Source organism: Allobosea sp., assembly GCF_030694325.1.
Classification (GTDB): Bacteria; Pseudomonadota; Alphaproteobacteria; order Rhizobiales; family Beijerinckiaceae; genus Allobosea.
The window spans coordinates 1-19,126 of the sequence record NZ_JAUXYO010000152.1 but is presented as its reverse complement, the minus strand read 5'-3'; the positions used below and the strand labels follow the sequence as shown (position 1 = coordinate 19,126).

Below are 19,126 nucleotides of genomic sequence, written 5' to 3'. Positions count from 1 at the left end.
GCCGGTCGGCGTGGAGCCGCCGAGAACGAAGACCTGCGTGACCTCGGGGATGGTGCGCAGCGCATCGACGATCTGGTCGGTGGTGACGCGGGTGTCCTCCAGCGTCGAGCCCGGCGGCAGTTCCACCGAGGCGACGACGCGCGAGGTGTCCTCGTCGGGGATGAAGCCGGTCGGCAGCAGCGCCGTGGCATGGATCGAGCCCCAGAGGAAGCCGAAACCCACCACCAGCGTGACATAGGACATGTTGAACGGCATCGAGCGCCAGCGCCCGGTGCCGTCGAAGCGCGGCAGCAGCGGGATGCGGCGCGAGGCGATCGTCGCCTTCAGCAAACCGACATAGCCGCGCATCACGACCCCGTCCTTGGGGTCCTCATGCTTCACCGGCTTCATCAGATAGGCCGCCATCATCGGCGTGATCAGCCGCGCCACCAGAAGCGAGAACAGCACCGCGACCGCCACCGTGAGGCCGAACTGGCGGAAATACTGGCCCGCCACGCCGCCCATGAAGGAGACCGGCGCGAAGATCGCGACGATGGTCAGCGTGATCGCGATGACCGCGAGCCCGATCTCGTCGGCGGCCTCCATCGCGGCGCGATAGGGCGATTTCCCCATCCGCATGTGCCGGACGATGTTCTCGATCTCGACGATGGCGTCGTCGACCAGGATGCCGGTGACCAGGGTGATGCCGAGCAGGCTGACGAGGTTGAGCGAGAAGCCCATCAGCTCCATCGCCCAGAAGGTCGGGATCGCCGAGAGCGGCAGCGCGATCGCGGTGATCAGCGTCGCCCGCCAGTTCTTCAGGAACAGGAAGACGACGAGCACGGCCAGCCCCGCGCCTTCCAGCAGCGTCGTCATCGCCGCCTTGTAGTTGCCATAGGTGTAGGCGACCGCGTCGTCGATCGGCTTCAGCGTGATGTCGGGATAGCGCTTGTTCAGCTCGGCGATGCGCGCGGCGACGACCTCCTTGACCGAGAGCTCGCTCGAGCCCTTGGAGCGGAAGACGGCGAAGGAGACGACCGGGCTCTTGTCGAGCCGGCCGAAGGAGCGCGGCTCGGAATTGCTGTCCTCGACGCGGCCGAGCTCCTTGAGCCTGACCTCGCGCCCGCCCGACAGCGTGATCTTGGTCTCCGCCAGCTCGGCGACCGTTCGCGCGCCGGCGAGCGTGCGGATCGCCTGCTCCTGTCCGCCGACCTCGCCGCGCCCGCCGGCGAGATCGACATTGGTGGCGCGGATCTGGCGGTTGACCTCGCCGGCCGTGGTGCCGAGCGCCAGCAGCCGGTCGGGATCGAGCGAAATCCGGATCTCTCGATCGACGCCGCCGTAGCGGTCGACGCGGCCGACGCCCTTCAGCCCCTGCAATTCGCGCGCGACGACATCGTCGACATGCCAGGAGAGCTGTTCCAGCGTCATGCCTGCCGAGAAGGCGCCATAGCTCAGGATCGACTGCCCCTCGACGTCGATGCGCTGGATGATCGGCTCGTCGATGGTGCGCGGCAGGTCGGCGCGGATCTTGGCGATCGCGTCCTTGACGTCGTTGACGGCGCGGTCGGTGTTCACCTCGAGCCTAAACTCGATCACCGTCGAGGACTGCCCGTCGGTCAGCGTCGACATCACATGCTTGACGCCGGTGATGTTGGCGACCGCGTCTTCGACGCGCTTGCTGACCTGGCTTTCCAGCTCCGACGGCGCCGCGCCGGACTGGGTGATCGTCACCGAGACCAGCGGCACGTCGATGTTGGGGAAGCGCGTCACCGGCAGCTTCGAGAACGACAGCAGGCCGAGCACACAGAGCACGACGAAGAGCAGGATCGCGGGAACCGGCTTGCGGATCGACCAGGCGGAGAAATTGATGTTCACCGGCCGCTCCCGTCAGTTCGTCGCGACGGGGGTGATGATGTCGCCGTCGCGCACGAAGGTGCCGGCGCGCGCCACCACGGTCTCGCCCTCGGCGATGCCGGAGAGGATTTCGGCGCGGCCGCCGCCGGCCAGCCCGAGCTTCACCGGCTTGGTCGTGACCTTGCCGTCGGTGACGCTCTGCACGGTGGCGCCCGAGCGGGCATAGGTAATGGCCGAGAGCGGCAGCGTGACCGCAGTCTTGCGGCCGGTCTCGATGACCCCGCGCGCGAAGGAGCCGATCGCGACCGGCGGGTTGCCGGTGAGCGCGACGCGCACGCGGCCGAGCCGCGAGGCCTTGTCGACCTCCGGCGCAATCAGCCGGATTGTGCCCGCAAGCGCCTGCGTCGCCCCGGCGGGCGTCACCGCCACGGGCTGGCCGAGCTTCAGCCCCGGCAGCTCGACCTCGGCGACCTCCGCCTCCAGTTCGACCGCGCCGTCGGCAATGATGCGGAACAGCGGCTCGGTGGCGGACATCGCGGCGGTGCCGCCGAGCTTGGCGCTGCGCCGGCTGACGATGCCGCCCTGCGGCGCCTTGATCTCGGTGCGGCCGAGCTTGACCTCGATGTCGCGGCCCTGCGCCTTGGCCAAAGCGAGATCGGCGGTCGCGATGGCGAGCGCCTGGTTGGCCGAATTGAGCCGCGCCCGCGCGGCACGCGCCGCGGCCGCCCGCTGGTCGAAGGTCTCGTTGGAGACGTTGCCGCTGTTGCGCAGCGTCTGGGTGCGTTCGAAATTGTTCTCGGCCGCGACGAGATTGGCCTGGGCCTCGCCGATCTGCGCATTGGCCTGGGCGATCGCCGCCTCGGCCCGGGCGATCTGCGCCTCGTTCTGGGTCTGCTGGACCTCGAGCGTGGTGCGCGACAGCCGCGCCAGCACCTGGCCGGTGCTGACCCGGTCGCCCTCCTCCGCGAGCAGGGCGACAATGGCGAGCCCGTCGACCTCCGGCTGCACCAGCACCTCGTCGCGGGCGATCATCGAGCCGGAGACGACGACGCTCTGGACGATCTCGGAGAGGCCGGCCTTCGTCACGGTCACCGAGGGGCCGGCCGATGGAGCGGCGGCGGGGGCCGGCGTCTGGGCCTGGGCCGGCGCGAGGCCGGCGACCAGCAGCGACAGGGCGGCGATGCGCGCGAGCCTGGCGGACATGAGGGAGCGTTCCTGTTGAGCGGGGGCGGCAGCCCGATGGGAGGCGGTGGCACTCATGATACGTCGCCCGCCTCGGAACGGAGCAGCACGCGGGCGAGGCCGCGCATCGCCGCAAACAGCGTCTCGGCCGCCATGGCCGCGTCGAAGGTCGGATCGGTGGCGCGCCGGCAGAAGAAGCCGTCCGCCATCATGAAGACGGCCTGGAGAAACCGCGCATCGTCGAGATCGGCCGGCAGCTCGCCCTGGGCCTTCGCCCCGGCGATGGCCTGCGCCAGCCCGCCCGCGACGGTGCCGTCGATCGCCGCGCACATCTGCGCCATCGCCGGGTTGCGCGCCGCCTCGGCCCAGATCTGCAGGCAGATCACCGCCTTTTCGCGCGGTTCCTCGACGAGGTGGCGCCGGCCGAGTGCCTCGAGCTGGTCGAGCAGCGGCCCCTTGCCGGGCTCCAGCGCCGCGAAATCCGCGGCGATCTGGTTTCGGTCGCGCTCGGCCATGCCGGCGATGATCGCGTCCTTGGAGGCGAAATAACGATAGAGATTGCCCGGGCTCATCCCGGCTTCGGCGGCGACGTCCTGCATCGTCGCCGCATGGAAACCAGCGCGCGCGAAGACGCGCTCCGCCGCATCGAGAATGCGGGTCTGGCGCTCGGACGGCATGCGCTCGGGAACCATGGCGGTGACGGTCGGCGGCACGCGGAGCCTCGAAGCATGAGAATGAACGTTCATTCTCATGCGCGCTCGCCGCTGTGGAGTCAAGGACGGGCCGTTGCAGCGGCCTGACCCTCGATAGGCGACGTGTTTGTCTGCAGAGTGGGAACGAACTTGCGACCACGGGATCGCGGCGATCATGCCGCGCTCGCGCCGAGACGCTACATGTGTCCGCCGTCAGGATGTCCCGAGGCAGATCTCAGGGAGAGAAGACTTTCCCGGTCAGCGCAGCATCCGGGGCAGCCACAAGGTCAGGTCGGGCCAGAAGGTGATGATCGCCAGTGCGCCGAACAGGGGGATGTAGAACGGCATCACGGCCTTGAGCACTGCGGGCATCGAGGTCTTGGCGATGTCGGACAGCAGGAACAGCGCGAGCCCCAGAGGCGGCGTCAACAGGCCGATCATCAGGTTGAAGACGAAGATGATGCCGAGATGCACGGGGTCGACGCCGGCCATGACCAGAGGCGCCGCCACCAACGGAGCGACCAGCAGCGTCGCCGTCGTGCTGTCGAGAAACATGCCGACGATGATCAGCAGCAGGTTGACGATGAGCAGCAGCACGATCGGGTCGGTCGAGATCGAGAGCAGGCTGCGCGTGAAGCTCTGCGGCAGTTGCTCGATCGTCAGGATCCAGCCGAACAGGGCCGCCGCCGAGACGATGATCAGCACGGCCGAGGTCGTTTTCACCGTGTCGAACAGCGCAAAGCGCAGCCGGGGCCAGCTGAGGCCGCCATAGAAGAAGATCGCGATCAGCAGGATGTAGGCGACCGTGATCGAGGCCGCCTCCGTCGGCGTGAAATAGCCGCCCAGCATGCCGCCGACGAGCAGGAGCGGCGTCATCAGCGCCGGCGCCGCCGGCCAGAAGGTCGTCCAGAGTTCCCGGACAGTCGGCCAGCGCTTCGAGCGCGGATGGTTGTTGCGCTTGGCGAGCCAGGCCACGGTCGCCATCAGCATGGCGACATAGAGCAGCGCCGGCACGATGCCCGCGATCAGCAGCTGCACGATCGAGACGCTGGTCACCGAGCCATAGATGATCAGCGGGATCGAGGGCGGAAAGATCGGCCCGACGACGGCCGACGCGCCGGTGATCGCGGCCGAATAGGCCCGGGTGAAGCCGGCCCTGACCATGGCGCGAATCTCGATGCGGCCGAGGCCGCCGATATCGGCGAGCGCGGCGCCCGAGGTACCCGAGAACACCAGCGAGCCGATGACGTTGACCTGCGCCAGGCCGCCCGGCACGCGGCCGCCCAGCGTATGGGCGAAGCGGTAGATATGGCTCGTGATGCCCGCCTGGTTCATCAGGCTGCCGACGAAGATGAAGACCGGCACGGCCACGAGCGGGAAGGAATCCAGCGCATAGGTCATGCGCTGGGCCACCAATTCCAGCGGGAACCCGGACAGCAGCACATAGAGCAGGGCCGGGACCGCGATCGCGACGACGACCGGAAACCCGAAGATGAACAGCGCCACGAAGGCGAGGATGATGGTGATCGCCATGATGATCCGCCCTCAGTGCTTCATCTCGTCGGGCAGATCGAGCTCGTCCTCGGGCTCATGCTCCTGCGGGAAGGTGACGTAGAGCGGCCGTCCCTGGATCGCCTTGGCGGTCTGGATGGCGCATTCGAGTGTGCTCATCGCGAAGCTGATTCCGGCGGCGCCGAGAAAGATCCAGTAGGGAATGCCCAGCGTCGGGGTCGAATTATCGAGATTGCCGCCGATGGCGACGAAGCTCGCGATCGTGATCGCCGCGAAGGTCGCGGTTGCCGCAATCGCACCGAGGATCTTGGCCATATGGACGACGCTGCCCGGCAGCATCGAGACGATTTCTTCCATCCGGATATTGGCGCCGGCCGAAATGACATAGGGCAGCGCCAGGAACACCGCACAGATCAGCATGAAACGCGCCAGTTCCTCGACGCCGATGATCGGCGTGGCGAAGATTTCGCGCGACACCACCTGGATGAAGGGCAGTGACACCATGGCGATCAGCATCGCCAGGCTGCCCCAGCGAAACAGCCACCGCACCGGCTCGACCGCACGGTCGATCCGATAGGTCCGACTGTCGACGGTCGTCACAGCGACGGGAACGTCGGCGGTGGTGGCGGAGCTTTGCAAGAGTCTTCTCGTCGCGGGATGGAGGAGTGGGCATCGGTCCCGGCTGGACCGAGACCGATGCGAAAAAAGGCGAAGGCCGGGGCGCGACGCCCCGGCTTCCGGCGTCACTTCATGGCGCTGATGCGCGTCATGATCGGTGCCCAGGTCGGGAAGTCGGTGTTCACCTGCGCGCTCACCGATTTGCGGAACTCGTCGACCTTGAGGCCGTCCTTCTCGGTGATGAAGGTCATGCCCTTCTTCTTGAGCTCGTCGATCAGCTTGACCTCGGCCTCGAGCCCGAGCTTCAGCGTCTCCTCGCCGACCTCGGCCGCGATGGCGGCGACGACGGCACGGTCCTTCTCGGGGATCGACTGCCAGCTGCGCTCGTTGATGAAGACCGGCAGCACGTTCTGCATATGCCCGGTCAGCATCACGTGGCTCTGCACCTCATAGAGCTTGTTGGCGTTGATCATGGTGAGTGGGTTTTCCTGGCCGATCACCATGCCGGTCATCAACGCGGTCGGCAGCTCGCCGACCTCGACCGGCGTCGGCACCGCGCCCATGCCCTTGATCATCGTCGTCCAGAGCTGCAGCGGCACGCCGCGGAAGCGCTTGTCCTTGAGATCGGCCGGGGAATAGACCGCCATCTTCGCCGTCATCTGGCGGGCGCCGCGATAGAGCCGGCCGATGATGCGGATATTGGCCTGCTTGACCAGTTTCTCCGACATCTCCTTCATGATCTCGGAGTTGGCCGGGTCGGTGGCCATCATCGCATGCGTGCCGTCGCGATAGATGAAGGGCGCGGCGAAGGCGGCCATCTCCGGCATCAGCCGCGACAGCGAGGCGAATTCGTGATGGGCGAGCGAGATCGCGCCGCTGCGGACGCCGTCGACGGTCTCCTGCGCGCCGCCGAGCTGCGAATTCGGGAAGACCTGCACCCTGACGCGGCCCTCCGTGCGGGCCTGGACGCGCTTGGCGAACTCCTCGGCATACCAGTACTGGATGTCGCCCTCGGAGCCGACATGGGCGTAGCGCAGCGTGACCTGGGCGGCCGCCGGTGCGGCAAAGCCCGCCGCCAGCGCCAGGGCCGCCACCAGGCTCGTGAGCGTCTGTCTCTTGGTCATCTTGGCGATTGTCATGGGTTCCTCCTGCGTTTTTTTATGATGAGCCTTGTCGATCCGGCGGCTCACAGCCGGTAGATGCGTCGAGCGTTGTCGTGAAACAGGCGGTCGCGGTCGGATCCGGGCAGGGCCGCCGTGGCAGCGAGAAAACCCGAAAAGATCGTGTCGAAATCGCCCACCAGGCTGTCGACGGGGAAATTGCTGGCGAACATCGCCCGGTCGAGGCCGAAGACGGCGATCGCGTCGCGGATGATCGGGCCATTGGCCGCCACCGTCCAGGGCCGGCCGGGCAGGCCGATACCGGAGATCTTTAAAGCGACATTGGGCTGCGCCGCCGCCTGCTCCAGGGCCCGCCGCCAGGCGGCCAGCGCCTCGGGCGAACGATCGGCCGGCAGTCCGGTGTGGTTGATGATGATCTGGGTCGCGGGGAAATCCTTCGCCAGGTCGGCGGCAGCCTCGAGATGCCACCACGGCGTCTGCAGGTCGAAAGACAGACCGTGCCGCTGCAGCAGCTGATAGCCCTCGCGCCAGGCGGGGTCGTCCATCGAGCCGGCCGCGCCACGCTTCGCCTCGGTCGGCATCGAGGTCGCGGCGGGCTTGTGGCGAATACCGCGAACGATCGACACGGATGCGTGGGAAGCGAGCAGCGCGGCGGCATCCGGGGACGCCAGATCGCACCAGGCGACCACGGCCGAGGGCAGCCCCTCGGCCTGCGACACCGCCGCGACCCAGCGGCTTTCCTCGGCCGCCTTGTCGCGGGCCCATTCCGCCTCGACATAAACCGATCCGACGACCGGCCAGCCGGCGATGTCGGCCCGGTAGTCCACCGGCATGTAATCCTGGCAGATCGCGGAATAGTCTCCGTAGCGAAACGGAATGCGCTCGCCCTTCAGCCAGGGCAGATCATTGGCGAGGTCCCAGACATGATGATGCGCGTCGATGACGGCGCGGGGCCGGGAAGGCTGGGTCATCCTCGCCGCGCCGTTCATGACGTGCCTGCTGCGCGCTGGGCCGCATCATGCTCGTAGAGCTTCACCACCGCCGCTGAATCCGTCATCTCGTGGCCGAGCCCGACATAGTCCTTGTAGCGCTGCACGCCCTGCTCGATCACCTTCAGATCCAGCCCGAGATCACGCGAGAAGGCAGAGACCGCCTTGAGATCCTTGAGAAGCTGGCGGGCGTAGCTGGAAGGCGGCTCGAAGGCGCGGGCCTGCATCTGTGGATAGAGCCGCTGCAGCAGGCTGGAATCGGCATGGCCGCCGGCGAGGCATTGCGGCAGGCGCGCCGCATCGATCCCTGCGGCTTCCGCCAGCATCAGCGCCTCGGCCATCACGACATAGCCGGTGCCCACGATCGCCTGGTTGATGATCTTGGTGGTCTGGCCGGCGCCGACCGGGCCCATCAGCGTGACGTTGCCGGCCATCTGGTCGAGGATCGGCTTGGCTCTCGCGAAATCGGCTTCCGACCCGCCCGCCATCACGGTCATTCCCCCCGTGCGGGCGAGCTGCGGGCCTCCCGAAACGGGGGCGTCGATCCAACCCGCGCCGGTCAAACGCGCCAGCTCGGTGGCGACCTGACGGGTGCCCTCTGGATCGGCGGTGGAGAAGTCGATGACCAGCGTCGGGCCGCGACCGGCGGCTGCGACGCCGTCCTCCGCCAGGATGCAGCGCTCGACCGCGGCCATGTGCAGGACGCAGAGCATGACGATGTCGCTCGCCGCCGCGACGTCGGCCGGGCTCGCCGCGGCGACCGCGCCATGCGGAACGACCGTGTCGAGCCGCTCCGGCTCGAGGTTCCAGACGGTGACGGGGTAGCCGAGGTCGAGCAGGCGCCGCACCATGGCTTCGCCCATGATGCCGATGCCGATGAAGCCGATGCGGGGCAGAGCGGTGGCGGCAGTCACGCGGATGCCCTCCCGTGACGGCCACAAACATGGCTTGCATGCCAAAGCTCTTGCCAGATGCTGGTCTCAACCATCGAATTGGGTCCCTTTGGCAGCCATTGGCTCACGACGATAATCTTGCATGCCAGATTTGAGATGTCAGCAGGATGCGCGGCCCGCGCGTGATGCTGACGTGAATGTCGATCGGCGCGTCGCTGCGCTCAGCTCCCGGTCCAGCTCGGCAGCGCCTTGGTCTTGGCCAGGAACGCTTGCACGCCGCGCCGGAAATCGTCGCTGCCATAGACCGTGTCGATCAGCGCTTCGACATCGGGCAGCGCCTCCAGCGTCATGCGCCGCAGCGTCTCCTTGGTGGTGCGGGTGGTCAGCGGCGCGTTCTCGGCGGCGCGACGGCACAAAGCCGCGATCTCGGCGTCCATGGCCTCGCGCTCGACCACGCGCAGCAGAAACCCGCCGGCGACCAGCTCCGGCGCCGTCACGATCTCGCCCAGCAGCACCATGCGCCGTGCCATCGCCACGCCGATCTCGCCGCCGATGCGCGCGAGGCTCAGCGCCGACAGGCAGTTGCCCAAGGTCCGGCCGATCGGCGAGCCGAAGCGGGCATCGGGCGTGGCGATACGGAAGTCGCAAGCCGCCGCGATGTTCAGGCCGCCGCCGACGGACCAGCCATCGACAGCGGCGATGGTCGTGACCGGAATGGCGTCGAGCGCCCGCATGCAATCGTCGATCTCGCGTTCATAGGCGACGCCATCGGCGCCGCTCGTGAAGTTGGCGAAGCCCGAGATGTCGGTGCCGGAGACGAAAGCCTTGCCGCCCGTGCCGCGAAACACCGCGACGCGGATCGTCGGATCGGCGGCGATCGCGCGCGCGCGATCGCGCAGGTCCAGCCACATCTGCTTGGTCAGGGCGTTGAAGGCCTGGGGATTGTCGAAGCGGACATGGGCGATGCCATCAGCCGCCTCGAAAACGATGCGCGGATCGGTCATTGGGCGGCCTCCGCCTTGCGGGCCTGCTTGATCAGCCCCTTGCGGACCAACTCCTCGCGGATTTCATCGCCATGCTGGTTGAGCAGAGGCGGGGGCAGGCGGATTTCCTGCGGCGTGCCGCTGAGCTTGACCGGGAAGCCCAGAGCCTTGAACTCGCCCTCGACGGGATGGGGGATGGTCTTGACCATCTCGCGCGCCACGGCCTGTTCGCTTTCCACCGCCTGCGCATAGTCCAGGATCGGCGCGGTCGGCACGCCGGCCTCGATCAGCGCGTCGATCCATTGCTGCTTCGTGCGGCTGCGGAAGGTCGGCGCCATCGCCTCGATCAGCGCGATGCGGTTGATGATGCGGTTGGCATTGGTCGCGAAGCGCTCCTCCTCCTGCAGCGCCTCGCAGCCGATCGCCTTGATCAGCTTGAGCCAGAGCCCCTGATTGGCGGCGCCGATCACGAACCAGCCATCCGAGGCCTCGACCGCCTGATAGGGCGCCGACATCCGGTTGGCCGACCCGATCGGGATCGGCGAGCGGCCAGTGCCCCACAGCTCCGTCGTCTCCCAGACCGAGAGCGCCAGTGCCGCCTCGAACAGGGAGGAATCGATGAACTGGCCGACATTGGAGGTCTGGCGGCCGATGATCGCGCTCAGGATCGCATAGGCACTGAACAGCCCGGCCCCGAGATCGGCGACGGGGATCGAGTTCTTGGCCGGCTCCATGCCGGGAAATCCGTTGGAGCTGAGCACGCCGGAGACGGCCTGAGCCATCAGGTCGAAGCCCGGCCGTTGCGACCACGGGCCGGTCTGGCCGAAGCCGGAGATGCTCGCATAGACGAGGCGCGGATTGATGGCGCGCAGGGTCTCGTAATCCATCCCCAGGCGCGCGGCCACGCCGGGGCGGGCGTTTTCGACGAGGACGTCGGCGGTCTGGACCAGCCCGTAGAGAACCTCGCGGTCCTCCTCCTGCTTGAGGTCGAGCGTGATGCTGCGCTTGTTGCGGTTCAGCGCCAGGAAGCCCGGGCTGTCGGCGCCCTTCAGTCGAAACCCCATCGACAGGCGCGTCGAGTCGCCGGTGCCGGGCGGTTCGATCTTGATGACGTCGGCGCCCATATCCGCCAGCAGCATGCAGCAGAAGGGCCCCGCCATCACCTGCGAGATATCGAGCACGCGAATGCCCGCGAGTGGCAGTGCCATCGGATCAACTCCTCCCAGTGTCGGCGTCCTGCCCAGGCAGGAACCGCCAACCGCATTTTCGCGGTCTTATTGAGCCGACGTCTCTCGATGCTCGGCTGGCGTATGCGACATTCTGTATATCCTATAGGATTAGGGGTGGCTGACCCCCGTGTCAATCCGGCGCGGCGAGGAGCCGGCGGGGCTGGGCAGCGCTTCGTCGTGATGATCGAGCGCGGTCGCCATGCGCTGGCGCGACGCTTCGAGATGGCTGCGCATCGCGGCCTCGGCGGCATCGGGGTCGCGCGCCAGCAGGGCGCTCACGATGGCGGCATGCTCCCGAAGCGCCTGTTCGGGGGCATTGGTCCGAAACAGGAAGCGGAAGATGTGCAGGTGGACGTGCAGCCCTTCGATCGTCTGGGCGATGAAGCGGTTTCCGCTCGCGCTGGCGACGAGGTGGTGCAACCGCGCATCGCCTTCGGCGAACTGCGCATAATTGGTCTCGTCGCCGCCGGCGACCTGCGCCATCTGCTCGGACAAGGTCGTCAGCGCATCGAAAATCTGCTGGTTGCTGCGCCGCGCCGCGAGCGCGGCCGCCTGCGGCTCGATCAGCAATCGCATCTCGAAAAGATCGTCGATCTCCGGCCGGGTCAAAAGCTCGGCGGCCCGGAACCCGACATTGGGAATCTTGTAGGCGAGCTTCTGGGCTTCGAGCAGCGTCAGCGCCTCGCGGATCGGCGTCGGCGAAATCTGCAGATCGCGCGAAAGCGCATCGATCCCGATATGGGCGCCGGGTGCGATCTTCATCGTCACGAGCATCGACAACAATTGCTCATAGGCGAGTTCGACCAGCGATTTGGGATAGGCCAGCGGTTGCTCCCTCAGCGTGACGAGGCGGGAAAAGGCGGGCGGCGGGGGTGTTTTGGCGACCATCGATGCGAACCTGGGGGCACGATGCTATAGGATATTGGCTTTGCCTTCGCGCTCCAACCCCGTTTACGCCGCGACCCGGCCGGTCGCATCGTTGCCTCGGCCACATCCGGGCCCCGACGCCCGGGCGCCGTCCCCGGGAAATCCTCACCAATTCACCGCGATGTATTTGGTCTCGGTGAATTCGAGCAGGCCGTGATGGGCGCCCTCGCGCCCGAGCCCGCTCTGCTTCATGCCGCCGAAGGGCGCGGCCGGGTCGGACACCAGGCCGCGGTTGAGCGCGACCATGCCGTAGTCGAGCCGCTCGGCAATCCCCAGCCCGGCCTTGAGGTCGCCGGTATAGACATAGGCCGACAGCCCGTATTCGGTGTCGTTGGCCATGCGGATGGCATCCTCGACATCGTCGAAAGGCGTCACGGCGGCGACGGGGCCGAAGATCTCCTCGCGCTGGATCGCGGCGTTGCGGGGCAGATCGGCGATCACCGAGGGCGGATAGAACAGCCCCGGTCCAGGCCCGGCGACACCGCCCAGCCGCAGCGTGGCCCCCTTCCCGAGCGCGTCGGCGACAAGCGTCTCGATCTTGTCGATCGCGGCACGGTTGATCATTGCGCCGCATTGGGTCGCGGCATCGGTGCCGGGCCCGACGGTCAGGGCGCCCATTCGCGAAACCAGCTTCTCGACGAAGGTCTCGTAAATGCCGCGCTGGACGTAGAACCGGTTCGCGGCCGTGCAGGCCTCGCCGGCATTGCGCATCTTGGCGATCATCGCGCCGTCCAGGGCCGCTTCGAGATCGGCATCGTCGAGCACGAGGAAGGGCGCATTGCCGCCGAGTTCCATCGAGCAGTTGATGATGGTGTCGGCGGCCTCGCGTAGCAGGATGCGGCCGACCTCCGTCGAGCCCGTGAAGGACAGCTTGCGCACCCGCTTGTCGTGCAGGATCGCGCGGCAGAGGCTGGCCGGCTCCGAGGTGTTGACGATGTTGACGACGCCCGCCGGCACGCCGGCACGCCGCAGGATCTCGCCGACGGCCAGCGCCGTGAGCGGCGTTTCCTCGGCCGGCTTCAGGATGCAGGTGCATCCGGCGGCCAGGGCGGGCGCGATCTTGCGCGTCGCCATCGCCGCCGGGAAATTCCAGGGCGTGATCAACAGCGCGATGCCGATCGGCTGGTACTGGACCAGGATGCGGTTGCCGCCGGCCGGCGCCATCGCGATCTCGCCATTGATGCGCACCGCCTCCTCCGCATACCAGCGGAAGAACTCCGCCGCGTAGAGCACTTCGGAGCGCGCATCGGCGAGCGCCTTGCCGTTCTCCAGCGAGATCAGCCGGGCGAGCCAGTCGGCCTGATCGACCATCGCCTGGTAGCAGCGCTGCAGGATGACCGAACGCTGCCGCGGCGGCGTCGCGGCCCAGCCGGCGGCCGCTGCCTCCGCGGCATCGACAGCCGCGAGCCCGTCGGCGACCGTGGCGTCGGCCACCGCCGTCAGGACGGCGCCACTCGAGGGATCGCGGACCTCGATGCGGCCCGTGCCGGTGCCGGGCGTCCATTCGGCACCAATCAGATGGTCCGTCGGGATCGGAAAGCCGCCCTCTCCGGTGAACCCCGGCACGACGTAGTCGTTGCCGGCAGCGGCTGTGGTTTCGGTCTCGGCGTTCATGGCGTGGGGTCCTGTCGCGTCAGGCGTTCAGCAGGGCGGCGCGATCGCCGGTGAAGGCGGCCCGCGTGATGGCGAGCATGCCTGCGAGATCCAGCGCGCGCGGATTGTTCTTGACCAGGCGCTCGGCATTGAGCGCGCCGGTCTCGATCTCTTCGTCAGGGCCGGTCGCGAGCCCGAGTTCCGCGAGCGTTCGGGGAACCCCGACCGAAGCGAACAGCTCCGCGACCGCGTCGACGAAGAGTTGCGAGCGCTCGTCCGCGTCCATCCCCGCCTCGCCGAGCCCGATGACGCCGGCGAGGTCCGCGAGATCTGCGGCGCAGGCGCTGCGGTTGAACTGCATCACATAAGGCAGAAGTGCGCCGACGCCGTCGCCATGGGCGGTGTGGGTGAGGTTGCCGACCGGATATTGCAGCGCATGCGCGGCGGCCGTGCCCGCCGTGCCGAAGGCGCAGCCGGCTGCCAGCGAAGCCAGCATCAGCCCCTCGCGCGCCTCCGTGTCGTCACCGTCGCGACAGGCCCGCGTCAGGAAACGAAAGACATGGGCGACCGCCAGCCGGGCGAAATGGTCGGAGAGCACGTTCTTGCCGACGAAGACCTGCTGTTCCGTCAGCAGCGGGTCGTCCGGGCGGCGCTTGCCGGTGAACGCCTCGACGGCATGGGCCAGCGCATCCGCCCCCGAGCAGGCGGTGAGGCGCGGCGGGCAGGTCATGGTCAGTGAGGGGTCGCAGATCGCGAGGCGCGGAATGATGTGGGGACTGGCGACACCGATCTTCAGGCCGCGTCCGCTGTCCATGACGACCGCGACCGGCGTCACCTCGGAGCCCGTGCCGGCGGTGGTCGGAACCGCGACCAGCGGCAGCACGGGGCCCGGCACGGCAAATTCGCCGTAATAGCGGCTGACCGGCCCGCCATGGGCGAGCACGACCGCGACGAGCTTAGCGAGATCCATGCAGCTGCCGCCGCCGAGGCCGATCACCAGCTCGGGGGAAAAGCGCGCGGCCTCCTTCGCACAGTCTTCGATGCATTCGATCGGCAGGTCGGGAATCGTGCGATCATAGACATGGACCTCGAGGCCGGCGGCGCGCAGACCCTCCAGGGCCTCGGCGAATTCGGGCTGCGCCGACAGGCGGGAATCGGTGCAGACGAGCGCGCGGCGACCGAGGCGGGCCGCCGCCGCGCCTAACGCGCGGCGCTTGCCCGGCCCGAAGAGGATCGTATCGGGCAGTCGCAGGGCTCCGAACATGACATCAACCTTCTCTCGCCGCGCAGATGACAAGGCCAGCGCCCAAGCACCGCCCATTGCCTATATCCTATAGGATCTAGAATACATGACAAGTGCAGTTCGACGTCGGCCGGTATCCTCGCGAGACAAACGGCCGGTAGCCGAGCGAGAAATGCACCGCAGACAGCGATCCGTCTCAGTCAGACCTATTCTTGCATGCAAGACTGACGTAAGACGCGTCCGACAGGGAGGCGTCCGTGAATTTCCATCACCACTATGCGCGCATCGCGCGTCCGATCGAGACCTGCGTGGTCGGCAGCGGCAGCTTCGGCCGCTCATTCCTGACCCAGGCGGCCCGAATCCCGCTCGTCAATGCGCGCATCGCCGTCGACAGGACCGCGGAGGCCGCAGGCGAGGCTTTCGCCTCCGCGGGAATCGCGCGTCGAGAGATCGCGCTCTGCGCCACCGCCGCCGAGGCCCGCACCGCCTGGGATGCCGGTCGCCGGGTGGCCGCCGCCGCCCTTTCGACCGTGGTCGACCTGCCCTTCGACATCCTGATCGAAGCCACCGGCGCTCCGGTCGCCGCGGCGCGTCACGCGCTGTTGGCGATCGAGGCCGGTCGCCATGTCGCGCTCGTCTCCAAGGAGGCCGATTCGGTCGTCGGGCCCGGGCTGGCGCGTCTGGCGGCGGAGAAGGGCGTGGTCGTCACCCCCGTCGACGGCGACCAGCCGAGCCTGCTGATCGGCCTCGTGACCTGGGCTGAGCTGCTCGGTTTCGAGGTCATCGGCGCCGGCAAGTCGAGCGAATATGATTTCGTCTTCGATCCGGCGTCGGGCGACGTCACCTGCAACGGCGTCACGCGGCCCCTGCCGGCGCTCGCGGCGCAGTGGTCGCTCGGCGGCCCTGATGCGGTCGCGCGCTCGGCCGCCCGCGCCGCGATACTGGGGACGGCCTTTCCGCTGCGCACCGTACCCGATCTCTGCGAGATGACGGTCGTCGCCAATGCCACCGGGCTTGGCGCGGACACTGCCCGCTTCCATGCACCGCCGGCGCGTATTGCCGAACTCGCCGACCTGTTTTGCGAAGGCGCACAGGGCGGGCTGCTCGGCGGCACCCGGCGCGTCGACGTCTTCCATCATCTGCGCCTCGCCGACGAGGCGAGCTTCGCGGGTGGCGTTTTCGTCACGGTGCGCTGTGAGGACCCCACCAGCTGGGCGCTACTTGCCGAGAAGGGGCATGTCGTGGCGTCCGGCGGGCATACGGCCGCGCTCTATCTGCCACGCCATCTGCTCGGGCTGGAGGCGGCGACCTCCCTGCTCGATGCTGCCGGGCTCGGCGTGTCCGGCTACGGTGCGGATTACCGCCCCCGGCAGGATCTCGTCGCGGTGGCCGAGGCCGATCTACCGGTCGGCACCGTGTTGAGCATGGGCGGCCACCATCACAGCATCGCCGATGTCGGCGGCGCGATGGTGCCTGCCGGCCCCCTCCGTGAGGACGCTCCCGCGCCGTTCTATCTCGTGGCCGATGCGACCCTGGTGCGGTCGGTCCGCGCCGGCGAGCCGATCAGGCTCGGCGATGTGGCAGTGGACGAAACATCGCCGCTGCTGGCCGCCCGCATCAGGCAGGATGCGATGTTCTTCGGCGATGCTCCGCCGCGTTGAGAGCGCGGGGTCGCCGCGGGAAAACGCCCGCTGAAGCTGCGGCGAAGCCCGTGAGCCAGGCCGCCGAGACCAGCCCCCCATCCAGCCAATGCACGAGGGAGCCGGGCGCTGGCCCGGCATGATGGTCGAGGGGCGCCTGGCGTCGGGAACCGCGGAGCCGAGAGGGTGCCTCGGACCAGCGACGCGCGGATCGTGGCGATGGCTGTCGAACCGCGGGGACGGCCGAACGTCGAGGGTCAGATTGTCAGGCCCTCGATCGCATAGAATCGCGCCGGGGCGCCGTCGGCATCGGGGATGAGAAGCGGAGCGGCCGAAAACAGGTTGCGCGGCGCCGTCAGGCGGCTGGTGTTCACGACGTACTCGATCAGCGTGACGCCGTTCGAAAGCAGCACGTCATGGGTGACGTGCTCGGTCTTGGGCACCTCCTTGCCGTCCAGCAGAAGCCTGATCGGGAAATCCTGCGGAAAGTCGAAGGCGACGGCCTTGGGCTTGCGCGCGGCCAGCCATTCTGCCGAAGCGCGGCTGAGCCAGGGCGCCTGCGTCCAGAATTCGCGGGCGTTGTAGTCGCGGCGGTCGGACCAATGGGCCGCCAGCAGCAGGATCTCGCCTTCGGCACCGCCGGGATCGGCAGCGGCCAAATGGTCGGGCTCGATGGCGGCGTCGGCTGGCCGGTCGCTCAGGTCGAGCACGCGGCAGGGGCCGACCACGGCCGACAGCGGCGTGGCCTCAATCGTCGGTGCACCGGCGACGAAATGCGCAGCCGCATCGACATGAGAGAAGCCGTGGCAGGTCGCCGACAGGCGCGAGACCCGGAACTGGTCGCCCTTTGCGATATCGCCCTTGATCGTCAGTTCGACCGGCCAGCGGAAATGTTGCCCGATCGGCATCGAAAGGTCGATAATCTTCATGGCTGGGTTTCCCGTGATGGGTAAGGCTTGCGGGTGTCTTGAAGGGGCCGGAAATTGCATGCAAGCACTAACGGCAGTCAAGCGACCGGACGGAGTTCGACCGAGACCGGCAGGCCCACACCAGAATGTCCTTCCCCGATGATGATCGCCCCGACATGACGCTCTCCCAGACCCCGACGCCGCTGGCCACGCTGATCGCCCGGGCGCAGGCCCTCGACGGCGGTCGCAAGAAGGGCGCGCTGCATGGCGGTGTGGTCACCCAGTTGCGCAATCTCATCGTCACCGGCGTGCTGGCGCCTGGCGCCAAGCTCAACGAGCGGGAGATCTGCGAACAGCTCGCGGTGTCGCGCACCCCGGTGCGGGAGGCGATCAAGACGCTGATCCAGGACGGATTGTTGCGCGCGCTGCCGAACCAGTCGGCCGTGGTCGCCGAACTCGACCTCGACCATGTGACGGCGCTGATCGACGTGGTGACCACGATCGAGGGGCTCGCGGGTGAGCTGGCGGCGCGCAACATCACCGAGGAGGCGATCGCCGAGATCGGATTGCTGCATTACCGGATGCGGCTGCATCAAGCCCGCGACGAGCTGCCGGGCTATTTCGAGGCCAACACCGCATTCCACCGCAAGATCGTCGAGATCGCCGCCAATCCGGTGCTGCTCTGGGTGTGGGACCTGCTGGCGCTGCGGGTCGACCGCGCGCGCTATTCCTCCAACCTCTGGCCGACACGCTGGAAAGCGGCGATCCAGGAGCATCAGGGCATCCTCGACGCTCTGGCCGCGCGCGATCCCGACAGGGCCGGCGAGGCGCTGCGCCAGCATGTCCGCAATGGTCTTTCCGGGCTGGTGGCGGCGCTCTCGGGCGAGCAGAAGGACCCGCCACAAAACCGCCCGGACGATAAACCCGTTGGTTGACGCCGCCTGATCTTGCATGCAAGTTCGCTCGAGGCTTCGCAGAAAGCCGGCGGAGGTGGTCCATTGTCAGGCCGCCTCACGCACCAGAATGGCCGCGCGCCGCGCGGTCGGGAGCGAAGGAAACAGCCATGATCGCCAGCAACGTCACGCGGCGTGCGGTTCTCGCTGGGGGCACGGCCCTCGCGGTCAGCACGCCCTTCATCCGGCCGGCCCATGCGGCGGTCGAGCTCAAGCTCACCCACCCGGCCGATCAGAGCCATCCGGTCCACATCCAGGCCGATGCGATGGTCAAGCGCATCGCCGAGCGAACCAAGGGCGAGGTCAAGATCACCATCTTCCCGAACAACGCGCTGGGTTCGCCGGTCGAGGCGGCGCAGCAGACGAGGCTGGGTGCCATCGACATGATGCTGCTCAACCCGGCCAACATCGAGGCGCTGTCGAAGACGATCGGCGTCATCAACATCCCCTACCAGTTCGATTCCTATGAGCACGCCCATCGCACGCTCGACGTCACCGGCCGCGACTTCATCGCCGAGCAGCTCAAGGCCGCAGGGTTCACCTGGATCGCCAATTTCGAATGGGGGTTCCGCGCCCTGACCAACAGCCGCCGGCCGGTCAACGGCCCGCAGGACGTGCAGGGGCTGAAGCTGCGCGTGCCGCCCGAACTCGCCATCAAGGCGGCCTTCGAGGCGCTGGGCGCGAGCACGCAGACGATTGCCTTCCAGGAGGTCTATCTGGCCCTGGCCAACAACCTCGTCGATGGCCAGGACAACCCCGTCGGGACGACCTTCGCGGCGAAGTTCTTCGAGGTCCAGAAGCACATCG

Annotated in this window: 17 protein-coding genes; 3 read left to right on the top strand and 14 right to left on the bottom strand. The window is 67.9% G+C overall.

All coding sequences use genetic code 11. The annotated features are described in order from the left end of the window. The 13 genes from Q8M82_RS09325 to Q8M82_RS09265 form a co-directional block, all read right to left on the bottom strand. A partial coding sequence (locus tag Q8M82_RS09325; RefSeq protein ID WP_305691089.1) for an efflux RND transporter permease subunit occupies window positions 1-1,857 on the bottom strand: 1,857 nt, incomplete at its 3' end. 12 nt (window positions 1,858-1,869) lie between these two features. Next, window positions 1,870-3,039 (bottom strand): efflux RND transporter periplasmic adaptor subunit, encoded by a 1,170-nt coding sequence (locus Q8M82_RS09320; RefSeq protein ID WP_305691088.1) that lies wholly within the window; start codon window positions 3,037-3,039, stop codon window positions 1,870-1,872. Between the two features lie 53 nt (window positions 3,040-3,092). After that, window positions 3,093-3,731: a TetR/AcrR family transcriptional regulator gene (locus tag Q8M82_RS09315; protein WP_305691087.1), complete on the bottom strand. Its 639-nt coding sequence runs from the start codon at window positions 3,729-3,731 to the stop codon at window positions 3,093-3,095. 237 nt (window positions 3,732-3,968) lie between these two features. Beyond that, entirely contained in the window at window positions 3,969-5,243 is a 1,275-nt protein-coding gene (locus tag Q8M82_RS09310) for a TRAP transporter large permease (RefSeq protein ID WP_305691086.1), read from the bottom strand. Between the two features lie 12 nt (window positions 5,244-5,255). After that, window positions 5,256-5,861: a TRAP transporter small permease gene (locus Q8M82_RS09305; protein ID WP_305691085.1), complete on the bottom strand. Its 606-nt coding sequence runs from the start codon at window positions 5,859-5,861 to the stop codon at window positions 5,256-5,258. Between the two features lie 104 nt (window positions 5,862-5,965). After that, on the bottom strand, window positions 5,966-6,979 hold the full coding sequence (locus tag Q8M82_RS09300) for a TRAP transporter substrate-binding protein (RefSeq protein WP_305691084.1): 1,014 nt from the start codon (window positions 6,977-6,979) through the stop codon (window positions 5,966-5,968). A gap of 47 nt (window positions 6,980-7,026) precedes the next feature. Beyond that, entirely contained in the window at window positions 7,027-7,932 is a 906-nt protein-coding gene (locus tag Q8M82_RS09295; RefSeq protein WP_305691083.1) for an amidohydrolase family protein, read from the bottom strand. A gap of 14 nt (window positions 7,933-7,946) precedes the next feature. Continuing rightward, window positions 7,947-8,864 carry an NAD(P)-dependent oxidoreductase gene (locus Q8M82_RS09290; RefSeq protein ID WP_305691082.1) on the bottom strand — a complete coding sequence of 306 codons (918 nt, stop codon included), beginning with the start codon at window positions 8,862-8,864 and terminating at the stop codon, window positions 7,947-7,949. 200 nt (window positions 8,865-9,064) lie between these two features. Further along, a complete protein-coding gene (locus Q8M82_RS09285) occupies window positions 9,065-9,847 on the bottom strand; it encodes an enoyl-CoA hydratase (protein WP_305691081.1) in 783 nt (260 codons plus the stop codon). Then, window positions 9,844-11,034 carry a CaiB/BaiF CoA transferase family protein gene (locus tag Q8M82_RS09280; RefSeq protein WP_305691080.1) on the bottom strand — a complete coding sequence of 397 codons (1,191 nt, stop codon included), beginning with the start codon at window positions 11,032-11,034 and terminating at the stop codon, window positions 9,844-9,846. Before Q8M82_RS09280 ends, Q8M82_RS09285 begins: the two co-directional genes overlap by 4 nt. Before the next feature lie 129 nt (window positions 11,035-11,163). After that, window positions 11,164-11,943 carry a GntR family transcriptional regulator gene (locus Q8M82_RS09275; RefSeq protein ID WP_305691079.1) on the bottom strand — a complete coding sequence of 260 codons (780 nt, stop codon included), beginning with the start codon at window positions 11,941-11,943 and terminating at the stop codon, window positions 11,164-11,166. 144 nt (window positions 11,944-12,087) lie between these two features. Then, complete coding sequence (locus Q8M82_RS09270) at window positions 12,088-13,596, bottom strand: NAD-dependent succinate-semialdehyde dehydrogenase (RefSeq protein WP_305691078.1); 1,509 nt, start codon at window positions 13,594-13,596, stop codon at window positions 12,088-12,090. Window positions 13,597-13,615: 19 nt separating this feature from the next. Next, window positions 13,616-14,839, bottom strand: a complete 1,224-nt coding sequence (locus tag Q8M82_RS09265) for an iron-containing alcohol dehydrogenase (protein WP_305691077.1) — start codon at window positions 14,837-14,839, stop codon at window positions 13,616-13,618. Between the two features lie 236 nt (window positions 14,840-15,075). On the opposite strand from Q8M82_RS09265, the gene Q8M82_RS09260 reads away from it, so the two are divergent. Beyond that, entirely contained in the window at window positions 15,076-16,479 is a 1,404-nt protein-coding gene (locus Q8M82_RS09260) for an NAD(P)H-dependent oxidoreductase (protein ID WP_305691076.1), read from the top strand. Window positions 16,480-16,715: 236 nt separating this feature from the next. Here Q8M82_RS09260 and Q8M82_RS09255 read toward each other — a convergent pair whose 3' ends face one another. Continuing rightward, window positions 16,716-17,387 carry a cyclase family protein gene (locus tag Q8M82_RS09255; protein ID WP_305691075.1) on the bottom strand — a complete coding sequence of 224 codons (672 nt, stop codon included), beginning with the start codon at window positions 17,385-17,387 and terminating at the stop codon, window positions 16,716-16,718. Window positions 17,388-17,542: 155 nt separating this feature from the next. On the opposite strand from Q8M82_RS09255, the gene Q8M82_RS09250 reads away from it, so the two are divergent. Continuing rightward, entirely contained in the window at window positions 17,543-18,301 is a 759-nt protein-coding gene (locus Q8M82_RS09250) for a GntR family transcriptional regulator (protein ID WP_305691074.1), read from the top strand. 128 nt (window positions 18,302-18,429) lie between these two features. Then, a partial coding sequence (locus Q8M82_RS09245; protein WP_305691073.1) for a TRAP transporter substrate-binding protein occupies window positions 18,430-19,126 on the top strand: 697 nt, incomplete at its 3' end.